This is a genomic window from Cupriavidus sp. JZ107, from assembly GCF_053903255.1.
On the sequence record NZ_CP096480.1, the window covers coordinates 820,270 to 834,170 of the forward strand.

Annotated in this window: 11 protein-coding genes and 2 pseudogenes; 8 read left to right on the forward strand and 5 right to left on the reverse strand. The window is 70.3% G+C overall.

Annotated elements, in window-relative coordinates; all coding sequences use genetic code 11:
• Nucleotides 1-151 precede the first annotated feature (151 nt).
• The 6 genes and pseudogenes from M1D55_RS03505 to M1D55_RS03530 all read left to right on the forward strand — a co-directional run bounded on the left by M1D55_RS03505 (nt 152) and on the right by M1D55_RS03530 (nt 6,161).
• Nucleotides 152-2,959, forward strand: a complete 2,808-nt coding sequence (locus M1D55_RS03505; RefSeq protein WP_456281122.1) for a monovalent cation/H+ antiporter subunit A — start codon at nt 152-154, stop codon at nt 2,957-2,959.
• A pseudogene (locus M1D55_RS03510) lies at nt 2,959-3,279 on the forward strand (Na+/H+ antiporter subunit C); the annotation flags it as partial. The gene M1D55_RS03505 and the pseudogene M1D55_RS03510, both read left to right, overlap by 1 nt.
• A gap of 167 nt (nt 3,280-3,446) precedes the next feature.
• A complete protein-coding gene (locus M1D55_RS03515; protein WP_064575579.1) occupies nt 3,447-4,997 on the forward strand; it encodes a monovalent cation/H+ antiporter subunit D in 1,551 nt (516 codons plus the stop codon).
• Nucleotides 4,994-5,497, forward strand: coding sequence for a Na+/H+ antiporter subunit E (locus M1D55_RS03520; protein WP_232206482.1), 504 nt, complete (start codon nt 4,994-4,996; stop codon nt 5,495-5,497). Before M1D55_RS03515 ends, M1D55_RS03520 begins: the two co-directional genes overlap by 4 nt.
• The gene (locus M1D55_RS03525; protein WP_006578890.1) at nt 5,482-5,757 is read left to right on the forward strand and encodes a K+/H+ antiporter subunit F; all 276 of its coding nucleotides are present in this window, start codon (nt 5,482-5,484) and stop codon (nt 5,755-5,757) included. The genes M1D55_RS03520 and M1D55_RS03525 overlap by 16 nt, the downstream gene beginning before the upstream one ends.
• Nucleotides 5,758-5,768: 11 nt before the next feature.
• The gene (locus tag M1D55_RS03530; RefSeq protein ID WP_456281123.1) at nt 5,769-6,161 is read left to right on the forward strand and encodes a Na+/H+ antiporter subunit G; all 393 of its coding nucleotides are present in this window, start codon (nt 5,769-5,771) and stop codon (nt 6,159-6,161) included.
• Between the two features lie 122 nt (nt 6,162-6,283).
• On the opposite strand, the pseudogene M1D55_RS03535 reads toward M1D55_RS03530, so the two are convergent.
• The 5 genes and pseudogenes from M1D55_RS03535 to M1D55_RS03555 all read right to left on the reverse strand — a co-directional run.
• Nucleotides 6,284-6,916, reverse strand: a pseudogene (locus tag M1D55_RS03535) (UdgX family uracil-DNA binding protein); the annotation flags it as partial.
• 133 nt (nt 6,917-7,049) lie between these two features.
• Nucleotides 7,050-8,273 (reverse strand): chromate efflux transporter, encoded by a 1,224-nt coding sequence (gene chrA / locus M1D55_RS03540; RefSeq protein WP_456281124.1) that lies wholly within the window; start codon nt 8,271-8,273, stop codon nt 7,050-7,052.
• A gap of 111 nt (nt 8,274-8,384) precedes the next feature.
• The gene (locus M1D55_RS03545; RefSeq protein ID WP_456281125.1) at nt 8,385-9,662 is read right to left on the reverse strand and encodes an MFS transporter; all 1,278 of its coding nucleotides are present in this window, start codon (nt 9,660-9,662) and stop codon (nt 8,385-8,387) included.
• Nucleotides 9,663-9,858: 196 nt separating this feature from the next.
• The gene (locus tag M1D55_RS03550; protein WP_064575567.1) at nt 9,859-10,839 is read right to left on the reverse strand and encodes an SDR family oxidoreductase; all 981 of its coding nucleotides are present in this window, start codon (nt 10,837-10,839) and stop codon (nt 9,859-9,861) included.
• Between the two features lie 107 nt (nt 10,840-10,946).
• Nucleotides 10,947-11,834: a LysR family transcriptional regulator gene (locus M1D55_RS03555; RefSeq protein WP_006579852.1), complete on the reverse strand. Its 888-nt coding sequence runs from the start codon at nt 11,832-11,834 to the stop codon at nt 10,947-10,949.
• Between the two features lie 115 nt (nt 11,835-11,949).
• Between M1D55_RS03555 and M1D55_RS03560 the strand changes: the two genes are divergently transcribed.
• Nucleotides 11,950-12,804, forward strand: coding sequence for an amidohydrolase family protein (locus tag M1D55_RS03560; protein ID WP_456281126.1), 855 nt, complete (start codon nt 11,950-11,952; stop codon nt 12,802-12,804).
• Nucleotides 12,801-13,805 carry a tripartite tricarboxylate transporter substrate-binding protein gene (locus M1D55_RS03565; RefSeq protein WP_440268229.1) on the forward strand — a complete coding sequence of 335 codons (1,005 nt, stop codon included), beginning with the start codon at nt 12,801-12,803 and terminating at the stop codon, nt 13,803-13,805. Before M1D55_RS03560 ends, M1D55_RS03565 begins: the two co-directional genes overlap by 4 nt.
• Nucleotides 13,806-13,901 lie beyond the last annotated feature (96 nt).

Consider the following 13,901-nt stretch of genomic DNA (forward strand, 5'->3'; position numbering starts at 1 on the left):
TCGATGTGAATTATTTTTAGGGCAGACATAACAATCGCCGCGATGCCGGTGTCATGGGGCACAATAGCCTCATGTTGCGCACACGATGCTCGGCGCGGCTGGGCCCGCCGCCTTCCCTTCGCCTTCCCGCACGCTCTGCCGGAGACGACAGATGGTGATGCTGTGGCTGATCGCCCTGCCGCTGGGCGCGGCAATGCTGACCCCGCTGGTCGGCCGCCATCTGCGCCCGCTGACCGCACCGCTGGTGCTCGGCACGCCGATGCTCGGACTCGCTCTGCTGGCCAGCGTGCGAAGCGAGATCTTCAGCGGCGAGGTGCTGGCCTGGCGCATGCCGTGGCTCGACGGCCTGGGCTTCGCGCTGAGCCTGCGCCTGGACGGCCTGTCCTACGCCTTCTCGCTGCTGGTGCTCGGCATCGGCCTGCTGGTGCTGCTGTATGCGCGCTATTACCTGTCGCGCAGCCAATCGACCGCGCGCTTCTTCTCCCTGCTGCTGCTGTTCATGGCCGCGATGCTCGGCGTGGTGCTGTCGAGCAATCTGCTGCTGCTGGTCGTGTTCTGGGAATTGACCAGCATCGTTTCCTTCCTGCTGATCGGCTTCTGGTCGTATCGCTCGGATGCGCGCAAGGGGGCGCGCATGGCGCTGACGGTCACCGGCGGCGGCGGCCTCGCGCTGCTGGCCGGGGTGCTGCTGCTCGGCCATATCTGCGGGAGCATGGAGCTGTCGGACGTGATCGCCAGCGCCGGTACCGCGCAGAAACACCCGCTGTATCCGCCGATGATCGTGCTGGTGCTCCTCGCGGTCTTCACCAAGTCGGCGCAGTTTCCGTTCCACTTCTGGCTGCCGCATGCGATGGCGGCACCGACGCCGGTCTCGGCGTATCTGCATTCGGCCACCATGGTCAAGGCCGGCGTGTTCCTGCTGGCGCGGCTGTATCCGGTGCTCGAGGGTACCGACTGGTGGTTCTACATGCTGAGTCTGACCGGCCTCGCCACGCTGGTGGTGGGCGCCGGCATGGCGCTGCTGCAGCGGGACCTGAAGGGGCTGCTGGCGTATTCCACGATCAGCCACCTGGGCCTGATCACGCTGCTGTTCGGACTCGATACCGGCCTGAGCACGGTCGCCGCGCTGTTCCACATCATGAACCACGCGGTGTTCAAGGCCTCGCTGTTCATGGCCGCCGGCATCATCGACCACGAGACCGGCACGCGCGACCTGGGCCGCCTGCGCGGGCTGCGCCGCTACATGCCGCACACCGCGCTGCTGGCGATCGTCGCGTCGCTGGCGATGGCCGGCGTGCCGCTGCTCAACGGCTTCCTCTCCAAGGAGATGTTCTTCGGCGAGACGCTGGCGCAGGGCCTGCTCGGTCCGTTCAACTGGACCATTCCGGCGCTGGCGACCGCCGCCGGCGCGCTGACCGTGGCGTACTCGCTGCGCTTCATCCATGGGGTCTTCTTCGACGGCGAGCCCGACGACCTGCCGCATTACCCGCCGCACGAGCCGCCGCGCTGGATGAAGATTCCGGTCGAGATCCTGGTGGTGACCTGCCTGGTAGTCGGGCTGTTTCCGAACCACACCGTCGCCGGCCTGCTCGATGCGGCCGCGCGCGGCACCATGGGCGCGCCGCTGCCGATCTACAGCCTAAGTCCGTGGCACGGCTTCAATCTGCCGCTGGCGATGAGCGCCTTGTCGATGGCGGCGGGCGGCGCACTGTTCTTCCTGCGCCGCGATTCGTTCCGCCACTATCACGCGAAGCTGCCGCAGCTGAACGCGCGCGACCGCTTCGAGGATGCGATCGAACGGATCGAGCGCGCCGCCGGGCGTATTGCGCTGCTGTTCGAGAACGGCTCGCTGCAGCGCTACCTGGCCTTCGCGATCGCGGCCATGGTGCTGCTGCCGGCGCGCTATCTGTTCGACCTCGAGCGCGCCCAGGGGCCGGCTCCGCTATCGGCCGTCGATCCGGTCACGGCGGCCGGCCTGGCCCTGCTGGCGATCGCCGCCATCGCAGTGGTGATGGCCCGCCGACAGCGCGTGGTGGCGCTGCTGATGGCGAGCCTGTGCGGACTGATGGTGGCGCTGGCCTTTACGCGCTTCTCGGCGCCCGACCTGGCCCTGACGCAGATCTCGGTCGAAGTGGTGACCATCATTCTGCTGGTGCTCGCGCTGTACTTCCTGCCGGTCGACCTGCCCGAGCGCGCCGGCACCGCGCGGCATCTGCGCGATGCCGCGCTGGCGCTGGCCGGCGGCGGCACCGTCGGCGTGGCCGCGTTCGCGGTGATGACGCGCCCGCACCAGACCATCGCCGACTTTTTCATCGCGCAGAGCGTGCCGGGCGGCGGCGGGCACAACGTCGTCAACGTGATCCTGGTCGACTTCCGCGGCTTCGATACGCTGGGCGAGATCTGCGTGCTGCTGATCGCCGGCCTCGGCGTCCATGCGCTGCTCAAGGGCCTGAGGCTGCCGGCCCCGACCGCCGGTCCCAACGACATGCCCTGGTCGCGCCAGAGCCATCCGCTGCTGCTCGCGATCCTGGCGCGGCTGATGCTGCCGCTGACGATGCTGGTGGCGGTCTTCATGCTGCTGCGCGGGCATCAGCTGCCCGGCGGCGGCTTCGTCGCCGCACTGATCACCGCGGTGGCGCTGCTGCTGCAATACATCGCCAGCGGCGTGCTGTGGACCGAGTCGCGCATCACGCTGCATCATCGCGCGATCGCCGGCGCCGGCATCCTGCTGGCCGGGCTGGTGGGCCTGGGCAGCTGGGCGTTCGGCTATCCGTATCTGACCACCGCGTTCGGCCACTTCCACCTGCCCTGGATCGGGGACATCGAACTGGCGACTGCGCTGCTGTTCGACCTCGGCGTCTATCTGACCGTGGTCGGCACCGTGCTGCTGATCGTGTCCCACCTGGGCGTGCGCGACAAGCGGGTGGCCGCCGCGCGCCAGATCGCGGAGACCGCCTGATGGAAGCCGTGTTTGCTGCCGCCATCGGGGTGCTTGCCGCCTGCGGCATCTATCTGGTGCTGCGCGCGCGCACCTTCTCGGTGGTGCTCGGCCTGACGCTGATGACCTATGCGGTCACGCTGTTCCTGCTGGGCATGGGCCGGCTGACCACCGGCAAGCCGCCGATCATCGCGCCCGGCGCGCAGTATGCGGACCCGTTGCCGCAGGCCCTGGTGCTGACCGCGATCGTGATCGGCTTTGCGATGACGGCCTTCATCATGGTGCTGGCGCTGCGTTCGCGGGCACTGCGCGGCAGCGATCATGTCGACGGCGACGAGCCGCCCGATCCGTGGGCGACCACGCCGGGGCAGCCGCCCGAGCCCGAACGTCCCGAGGATGCCGAGCGCGCGGGTTCGGCCTCGCCGTCCGCCGCGCCGTCTGCCGCGCCCTCCGCCGCGCCGTCTACCGCGCCGTCCACCACGCCATCCCCGGCCAGCGAGGAGGCGCGATGAACCACGCGATGCTGCTGCCCATCCTGGTGCCGCTGTTCAGCGCCGGCCTGCTGGTGGTGCTGCCGGCCCGCTGGCGCGCGCGTTCGCGCTGGCTCGGCGTGTTGGCCACGCTGGCGCTGCTGCCGATTTCGGCCAGCCTGGTGGGCCAGGCGTCCAGCGGCAATATCGCGGTCTACGCGCTCGGCAACTGGGCCGCGCCGTTCGGCATCGTGCTGCAGCTGGACCGGCTGGCGGCGCTGATGCTGCTGCTGACGGCGCTGCTCGGCGCGGCCGCGGTGCTCAGCGCCGGCGAGCGCGATACCCGAGCCGGCCGGCATTTCGATGCCTTGTTCCAGTTCCAGCTGATGGGCCTGAACGGCGCGTTCCTCGCCGGCGATCTGTTCAACCTGTTCGTGTTCTTCGAGATCCTGCTGATCGCCTCGTACGCGCTGCTGGTCCACGGCGGCGGCAGCGAGCGGATCGGCGCCGGCCTGCACTACGTCGTGCTGAACCTGGTCGGCTCGTCGTTCTTCCTGCTGGCGATCGGCGTGCTGTACGGCATCACCGGCACGCTGAACATGGCCGATCTGGGCGAGCGGCTGGCGCGGCTGGCGCCGTCCGAGGTGCCGCTGGCGCTGGCGGCCGGCGCGATGCTGATGCTGGTGTTCGGCTTGAAGGCGGCGATCTTTCCGCTGTCGTTCTGGTTGCCGCGCGCCTATGCGGCGGCGGCGGGGCCGGTGGCGGCGCTGTTCGCGATCATGACGAAGGTCGGCGTCTACGCGATCCTGCGCTGCCACGCCTTGCTGTTCGACGGCGGGCGCGGCTGGTTCGGCGCCTTCCTGCATCACTGGCTGTGGTGGCTGGCGATCGTCACGATGGTGCTGGCGGCATGCGGTGCGCTGGCGGCGCGTTCGATGAAACGGCTGACCGGTTATCTGGTGCTGGTGTCGGTCGGACTGCTGTGCGCGGGCGTATCGATCCAGACGCCGCAGGCCTGGAGCGCGACGCTGTACTACCTGGCCAGCACCACGGTGGGCACCGCCGCGCTGTTCCTGCTGGCCGATTCGCTGGAGATGCGGTCGGGCCGGATGCCGGTCGGCGGCGGCATTTCGCGGCTGGCCGGCACGCTGTATCTGGCCGCCGCGATTGTCGTGGTCGGGCTGCCGCCGCTGTCCGGCTTCATCGGCAAGGTGATGCTGATGCAGGCGGTGCCGCTGTATGGCGAATGGAACGGCGCCGCGGTGCTGTGGCCGGCGGTGCTGGTGTCGAGCCTGGCGCTGATCATCGCGATCAGCCGCACCGGCAGCCGCCTGCTGTGGCAGGGGCCGGCGGCTGCTGCCGCGCATGAGCACGGCATGGTGACGCGGGCCGACGCCAGTACGCCGCCGGTGCGCCGGCCGGACGCGGCCAAGCTGGTCTGCTGCGCCTTGCTGCTCACCTGCAGCGTGGCGCTGGTCGTGTTCGCACGGCCCTTGTCCGCCTATCTGGATGCGACCGCGCTGCAGCTGTTCGATCGCGCCGCCTATACGCGCGCGGTGCTGGGCGCGCCGACGGAGCCGGCACGATGATGCGGCGCCTGTTGCCCCATCCCTGGCTCAGCGCCATGCTGCTGGCGATCTGGCTGCTGCTCGGCAATGCCGCCGCGCCCGGCGACTGGCTGCTGGGCGCGCTGCTGGCCTGGGCCTTCGGCCTGCGCGTCGGCCGGCGCTTGTGGCTGCGGCCGCTGCGGCTGGCGCGGCCGTGGCTCGCGTTGCGTCTGGTCTGGCATGTCGCGGTCGACATCGTCGTCGCCAACGTGCATGTCGCCTGGCTCGTATTGGTGCGTGGCGCGCGCCTGCAGCCGGCCTTTATCGAGCTGCCGCTCGAAGCCGAGCACGAGATCGCGCTGACCGCGCTGATCAGCATCGTGTCGCTGAGCCCCGGCACCGTCTGCGCCGAATTGAGCGACGACCGCCGCTGTCTGCTGATCCATGTGCTGGATCTCGACGATGCGGACGAAATGATCGCGCGCATCAAGTCGCGCTACGAGGCGCCGTTGAGGGAGATCTTCCTATGCTTGCCATCGTGATTCCGATTTCGCTGGCGATGCTCGGCATCGCCTTCCTGCTGACGCTGCTGCGGTTGCTGATCGGGCCCACCTTGCCGGACCGCATCGTCGCGCTGGACACGCTGAACATCAACGCGATCGCGCTGATCGTGGTGTTCGGCATCTGGCTCGGCTCGGCGCAGTTCTTCGAGGTCGCGCTGCTGCTGGCGGTGATGGGCTTCATCGGCACGGTCGCGCTGACCAAGTACCTGCAGCGCGGCGACATCATCGAGCTGAAGTAGGGAGTGCCGCGATGCCGTTCTACCTCGAAGCCATCGTCTGCGCGCTGCTGCTGATCGGCAGCCTGTTCACGCTGGTCGGCGCGATCGGCCTGCTGCGCCTGCCGGACTTCTTCATGCGGCTGCACGGGCCGACCAAATCGACCACGCTCGGCGTCGGCGGCGTGGTGATCGCCTCGGTCGTCTACTTCAGCAGCCTCGGCGAGGGCTGGAGCCTGCACGAGATCCTGCTGACGGCCTTCCTGTTCCTGACCGCGCCGATCAGCGCGCATATGCTGGCCAAGGCGGCGATGCAGCAGCGCGTGCCGGTCCATCCGCCCACGCGCGGACGGCCCTGGTTGACCGATCGCGGCGCCGAGTCCGGGCCGGACGACGAGGCCGACGAGGACGGCACCGGCGGGCGCTAGGATTTCGCCGCTGGCCGAGGCTTGGGCGCCGGCTTCGCGCGGGGCCTCGAAGCAGCGTTGGATGGGGGCGCCGCAGTCGGTTTGGCCACCGTCGCGCCGGCGCGCTTGCGCGCGGGCTTGCCGCTGACCTTCGCGGCCAGCTTCAAGGCCGCGACGATTTCATCGAAGGCGGCCTCGCGCGCCGCGGGATCGGGCACGCGCAACGCATAGGACGGGTGGTAGGTCGGTATCACGGTGCGGCCCTCGTGCTCGATCGGCTGGCGCAGCACCTTGCGCAGCGACGTTGCCTTGACCCCCAGCACGGCCTTCAGTGCAGTCGCGCCGAGTGCCACCACCACGCGCGGCGCAACCCGTTCCAGCTCGTCCTCGAGCCAATAGCCGCATGCCTCGATCTCGCGTTGTGCCGGCGTCTTGTGCAAGCGCCGCTTGCCGCGCAGTTCCCATTTGAAATGTTTGACCGCGTTGGTCAGGAATACCGACTCGCGCGACAAGCCGGCCTTCTCGAAGGCCTCGTCGAGCAGCCGGCCCGCGGGACCGACGAAGGCCTTGCCGGCGAGGTCTTCCTGGTTGCCGGGCTGTTCGCCGACCACCATTACCGGCGCCGGCGCCGGGCCGTCACCGGGCACGCCGTGGGTGGCATTGCGCCACAGGTCGCAGCGGCGGCAGGCATCGAGCGTGGCGGGCCGCTGGTCGGACGGTTCCGGCGCGTCGTCGGGTGCGTCATCGGGTGGGGTGGGGCGGGATGGCGAGGACATGGCGCGTGGCTGGCGGTGCTGCGGAACCGCATCCGTCCTTCAAGCACGCCGCATGCCAACGGCGCCGGGTCCGATCCGCCGGGATCGGATCACAGCGGGATTACAGCGCGATCACAGCGGGATCACAGCGGGATCACAGTGGCAACAGCGACAACCCCCAACCCCCGAACGCGCAGGCCAGCACCACCAGCCACGGCGGCAGCTTCCAGAACATCAGCGCCACCAGCGCCGCGAGGGCCAGCGCGAAGTCGGCCGGGCGGTGGATCGCGCTGGTCCAGACCGGGTCGTACAAGGCCGCCAGCAGCACGCCGACCACTGCCGCATTGACGCCGGCCAGCGCGCCCTGCGCATGCGGGCTGCGGCGCAGCCGCTCCCAGAACGGCAGCGCGCCGGCGACCAGCAGGAACGACGGCAGGAAGATTGCGACCAGGCACAGCGCACCGCCGGCCCAGCCGCTCGGCGCGATCCGCATCGCGGCGCCGAGGAAGGCGGCGAAGGTGAACAGCGGGCCGGGCACCGCCTGGGCCGCGCCGTAGCCGGCCAGGAAGGCGTCGTTATCGACCCAGCCGGTGGGCACCACCGCGGCCTGCAGCAGCGGCAGCACCACGTGGCCGCCGCCGAACACCAGCGAGCCGGCGCGGTAGAACGCATCGGTCAGCGCCAGCGCCTGGCCGGGCCAGGTTTGCGCCGCCAGCGGCAGCAGGACCAGCAATGCGGCGAACAGCAATAGCAGCAGCGCGCCGAGCCGGCGGCCGACGGCGATCGGCAAAGGGTCGTGCTCGGCGGCCGGCGCGGTCTTCAGCATCGCGCGGCCGAGCAATGCGGCCACCGCCATCACCATGACCTGTGCCAGCGCTCCCGGCACCAGCACCACCACGCAGGCCGCGACCGCGGCGATCGTCGCGCGCGGGCGGTCCGGACACAGCGAGCGGCCCATGCCCCAGACCGCCTGCGCCACCACCGCGACCGCGACGATCTTCAGCCCGGCCAGCATGCCGGCGGGCAGCACATTGCCCCAGGTCGACAGGGTCAGCGCAAACAGGATCAGCGCGATGGCCGACGGCAGCGTGAAGCCGATCCACGCCGCCAGCATGCCGGCAAGGCCGGCGCGCGACAGCCCGATCGCCATGCCGACCTGGCTGCTGGCCGGCCCCGGCAGGAACTGGCAGAGCGCGACCAGATCGGCATAGACGCGCTCGCCGAACCAGCGCCGGCGCACCACGAACTCCTGGTGGAAATAGCCCAGATGCGCGACCGGCCCGCCGAAGGAGGTCAGGCCCAGCCGCAGGAAGGCCACGAACACCTCCCATACCGGATGGCGGTTGGGGGCGAGGGGATGGCCGTCGGTGGCCGGCATCGGTTCTGGCTCCATGGTGCTGGACCGGTACGAGCGTCGGCTCGAGTGCAGGGAGCGCCATGGTAGCGCAGCGCGATGGCGCCGCGGCGGCAAGGCGCGGCTACCGCATCGTCAGGCAGCGGCCGGCGCGCGGCGGCGCGAGGCGTCGGACAGCGACAGCAGATAGACCAGCAGGCCGCCGGCCGCCAGCAGCAGGCCGACCCAGCCGGTCGATTGCCAGCCCAGGCCCGCCGCGATCGTGACGCCGCCCAGCCAGGCGCCGAGCGCGTTGGCCATGTTGAAGGCCGAGTGATTGAGCGCCGCGGCCAGCGTCTGCGCATCGCCGGCGACGTCCATCAGCCGGATCTGCAGCGCCGGTCCGAGCGCAACCACGGTGCCGATCAGCAGCACATTGGCCGATGCCAGCCAGGCATGCGGCGCGGTCAACACGAAGGCGCCGAGCACCGCCGCCGACCAGACCAGCACGCCGCCGATGGTCGGCATCAGCGCCTTGTCGGCCAGCTTCGAGCCCGCCAGGTTGCCGATCACCATGCCGACGCCGAACAGCGCGAGCACGAAGGGGATGCCGCTGGCGGGCATATGCGCCAGCTCGATCATCGTCGGCTTGATATAGCTGAACACCGCGAACATGCCGCCGAAGCCGATCGCGCCGATACCGAGGGTCAGCCAGACCTGCTTGCGCCCCAGCGCCGACAGTTCGCGCAGCGGGCTGGCGTGCCGGTCGGCCGGCACGAAGGGCACCCAGCGCCAGACCAGCAGCACCGTCAGCGCGCCGATCAGGCCGACCAGCGCGAACGCCGAGCGCCACCCCAACCACTGGCCGATCGCCGCGGCGATCGGCACCCCGACCAGCGTGGCGACGGTCAGCCCCAGCATTACCATGCCGACCGCCTGCGCGCGCCGCTCGCGCCCAACCAGGCTGGCGGCGACCAGCGCCGCCACGCCGAAGTAGGTGCCATGCGGAAAGCCGGTCAGCAGCCGGGCGACGATCATCGAGCCGTAGCCGGGCGCCAGCGCGCTGGCGAAGTTGCCGACGGCGAAGACCGCCATCAGCGCCAGCAGCAGCGTGCGGCGCGGCAGTCGCGCGCCAAGCACCGCCAGCAGCGGGGCACCGATCACCACGCCCAGTGCATAGGCGCTGATCAGATGGCCGGCGGCCGGGATCGTGATGCCGAGGTCGCTGGCGGCGTCGGGCAACAGGCCCATGATGACGAATTCGCCGGTGCCGATGGCGAAGCCGCCGACCCCCAGCGCCAGCAGCGCGAGCCGCGCGGCGCGGCGTGCGGCCTTGCTGGTGGCGTCAGACGGAGCCACGGAGGCTGCGGAAGAGGCGGGGGCGTGTGAAATGGAGTCGATCGGATCGTACGGGCTACCGTCAGGGGCGGACATGAGGAGATGACTGCAAGAGATCGCGCGGACGCGTGTTGTTTGGATCTTGTGATTGGCCGGAGCGCGGGCTCTGCGGCCCGCTGACACGCTCGTCGAGTTACGGGCGGCCGGCTTCGGCGTTATTGTGAAGCAAAACGCGCGATCGTGCGGCAGCGCAGCATGACGCCGCCGGCACGCGGGTCGACCTTGGCCGTCCCTAGCCGGCCTGCCGCCGCCACAGCGCCCAAATTCCGAACGCCAGCAGGCCGGCGCCGATCACGCCGGCCTGCGCCGCGCGAGATGCGTCCGTGCGATTGCGCCAGCCACCGTCCACGGCCAGATAGCCCTCGGTCGGATCGAACAGATTGCCATCGGTGCGTGACGCGTGGTCGGCGCGGTCCAGATAGCGCTGGGCCAGCTGCTGGGAAAAGCGGCGCGTCAGGCCCGGCGCGACCAGATTGCCGAGGCGGGACAGCCACGCCACGCTGCCGATGGTGGTCGCCTGGCGGCGCGGCTGCGCCGCCGCGCGCACGATGGCGCGGGCGATCGTGCGGGGATCGACCAGCGGCCGCGGCGGCCGGATCGCCTTGCCGGTGTAGTTGGCGCAATGCCGAAAGGCGGGCGTATCGGCCACCGCGGGGAAGATGTCGCAGACGTGGATGCCGGGGAAGGGCAACAGTTCGGCGCGCAGCGCTTCGCTGAAGCCGCGCAGCCCGTATTTGCTCGCGGTGTAGGACACGCCATAAGCCGACGGCGACCAGGCGTTCATCGACAGCACATTGATCAGCGTGCCGTGGCCCTCGCGCTTGAAGTAGGGCAGCACCGCGTGCGCGCCGTACAGGTAGGCGATCAGGTTGGTTCGCAGCACGCGCTCGTGCGCATGGACCGGCGTCTGCTCCAGCAGGCCGACCGCGCCGACGCCGGCGTTGTTGATCCAGACGTCGATGCGGCCGTCGCCAGTGTCGGCCGCGAGCCGGGCCAGCGCCGCCACCGCTTCCGCGTCGCCGACGTCGGTCGGCACGGTCAACGTGTCGGCGCCGTGCGCGGCGCAGACATGGGCGACCTCGCGCAGCGCCGCTTCGCCGCGCGCCGCGAGCACCAGGCGCACGCCGCGGCGGGCGAAGGCCTCGGCGGTGGCCCGTCCGATGCCGCTGGACGCGCCGGTGATGACGATGGTGACGGGACGGGACGGGCGCATGGTCACTCCTTCGCGGATCGGCAATCGTGCGGGGTGACGATGCAAACGCCATGCCACGGCTGATCGGCCGCCGAGCCTGTCCGCCGCCGTGCTGTCAGCCCATGCCGCTAGGCCGGCCCCATCTCCAGACCGGCGAACAGATCGGCCAGCGTCGGCACCGACCGCGCCGGCCAGATCACCGACAAGTCGAAGGTCGGCAGCGCGGCGCCGTCGCGGACCTCGCAGAAGCGCACGCCGCGGAAGTTCATCGATCGGATCCAGCTCGGCAGCAGCGCCACGCCGCAGCCGCCGGCGACGCAGGCCAGCACCGTCAGCGTCCGGTTGGCCTCCTGCGCGACGTGGGCCTCGTGGCCCGCCTTGCGCATCGCGTCGAGGATGCCGGCATGGAAGGCCGGCAGCTGCGACTGCGGATACATCACCAGGCCGGCGTCGGCGATCTGCGCGAGCGACACCTTGCCATCCGGCCCGGGTTCCAGCTCGTCCGGGATGGCCGCGACGAGCCGGTCGCGCAGCAGCGGACGCTCGCGCATGCGGCCGCCGACCGCCACCGGCGTATGCATCAGGCCGATATCGATCGCACCGGTGCGCAGCGCCTCGGCCTGCTCGGCATTGCTCATCTCGCGCAGGATCACGCGCACGCCCGGCGCGCGCCGGCGGAGCTCGCGCAGCGCGCGCGGCAGCGTATCGAACAGCGCCGACGAGACCAGGCCGATCGTCAATTGCCCCGCGCTGCCGCGCCCGATCTCCTGCGCGCGCCTTGCCGCCGCGTCGATGCGCTCGACGCTGGTACGCACATCGTCGAGGATCGCCAGCGCCGCCGGGGTCGGCTGCGCGCCGCGGCGCGAGCGCTCGAACAGGCGGACGCCAAGATCCTTCTCCATGCGGGCCAGCGCGGTGCTCAGTGCCGGCTGCGCGATGCCGAGCCAGTCGGCGGCGCGGCTGACGCTGCCATGGTCGATCACGGCCAGGAAGTAGCGCAGATGGCGAGTTTCCATACTGAAACGATATGAATAAACAGATTCTGGATAATGGAAAACTATACCCGCGCTCCCTAGAATCCGTCCGAACTTCGTTTCCCGATTTCATCTGCTTTCCGTTCGGAGCCGCGTCTTGTCCCAGCCCTCGCCAACCTCGCCAACCGCTTCGCCAATACCTGCCGTCGACTCGCATGCGCATGTGTTCGAGCACGGCCTTGCGTTGGCGGTGAACCGGCGCTACGCGCCGGACCACGACGCGCTGCTGGGCGACTACCTGGCGCAGCTCGACGCGCATGGGCTGAGCCACGGCGTGCTGGTGCAACCGAGCTTTCTCGGCACCGACAACCGCTACCTGCTGGCGGCGCTGCGCGCCGCACCGGCCAGGCTGCGCGGCGTGGCCGTGGTGGATCCCGCCGCCGACGACGCCGAACTGGACGCGATGGCCGCCGCCGGCGTGGCCGGCATCCGGCTGAACCTGCTCGGCCTGCCGGCGCCGGATCTCGGCTCCGCGCCGTGGCGAGGCCTGCTCGAACGCATTCATGCGCGAGGCTGGCACGTCGAACTGCATCTGCCCGCGGCGCGGCTGCAGCAGGTCATGCCGGCGCTGCTGGCGGCCGGCTGCCGCATCGTCGTCGACCATTTCGGCCGGCCCGATCCGGCGCTCGGCGTGGCCGATCCCGGCTTCGACGATCTGCTGCGCCACGCCGACAGCGGCCGGGTCTGGGTCAAGCTGTCCGGCGCCTATCGCAACTGGGCCGATGCGCAATGCGCGCAGGCCGGACGGCTGGCGGCGCGGCGGCTGCTCGAGGCCTTCACCGCCGAACGCCTGCTGTGGGGCAGCGACTGGCCTCATACCCAACATCGTCACGTGGCCTACGGGGCGACCCGGCAATGGCTGGATGACTGGATCGACGATGCCGCGCAGCGCCGGCAATTGCTCGGCGATACCGCGTTGCACCTATTTCAATTCCAAGGAGACTTCGCATGATGTTGCCCGTCCTGTTCCACAAGTTGTCGCGCCGTGCCGGCGCGTGCCTGGCCGCCGCCTCCGCGGTGCTGCTCGCGGCGGCGGCCGCGCCCGCCGCCGCGGCCTACCCCGACCGCCCGGTGACGCTGGTCGTCACCTATCCGCCGGGCGGCACGGTCGACGTCGTCGCGCGGCTGCTGGCGCCGAAGTTGTCCAGCCTGCTTGGCCAGCCGGTCGTGATCGAGAACCGCGGCGGCGCGGGCGGCATGATCGGCGGCGCCTATGTCGCCCGCGCCAAGCCGGACGGTTACACCTTGATGCTCGATGCGTCGAATCACGCGCAGAACCCGGCGCTGCACAGCCGCATGCAGTTCGACACGCTGAAGGATTTCGCACCGGTGTCGCTGCTGTTGCGCGTGCCCAATGCGCTGGTGGTCACGCCGTCGTATCCGGTCAAGTCGGTGGCCGACCTGATCAAGCTGGGCCAGGCCAATGCCGGCAAGCCGGTCTATTTCGCCTCCGCCGGCAACGGCTCGGCGCAGCATCTGGCCGGCGAGCTGTTCAACCTGATGGCGAACACGCGGCTCGAGCACGTCGCCTACAAGGGCGGCGGTCCGGCGATGGTCGACGTGATGGCAGGCCAGGTGCCGGTGATGTTCGCCAGCATGGGTTCGGCCTGGCAGCACATCAAGAACGGCAAGCTGCGTGTGGTGGCGGTGGGCGGCTCGAAGCGCTCGAAGGCCGCGCCCGAGCTGCCGACCATCGCGGAGGCGGGCGTGCCGGGCTATGAGAGCTACGAATGGAACGCGGTGTTCGCGCCGGCCGGCACGCCGCCGGCCATCGTCGACCAGGTCTCCCGCGCGCTGGCGCAGGTGCTGAAGGATCCGGTCGTGGCCGAGCAACTGGCGGGCTTTGGCGCCGAGACCGTCGGCTCGACGCCGGCCGAGCTCGATGCTTTCCGCCGAGCGGAAATCGCCAAGTGGAAGAAGGTCGCGGCGCAGGCGAAGCTCAGCCTCGATTGAAGTACGCAGGTCCACTCCGGCAGCTTGCGGACCGGCATGCCCCGGCAGCGATCCCTGACGGTCGCGCCGCAGATCAATAGTCCGCGGAAAATCCTG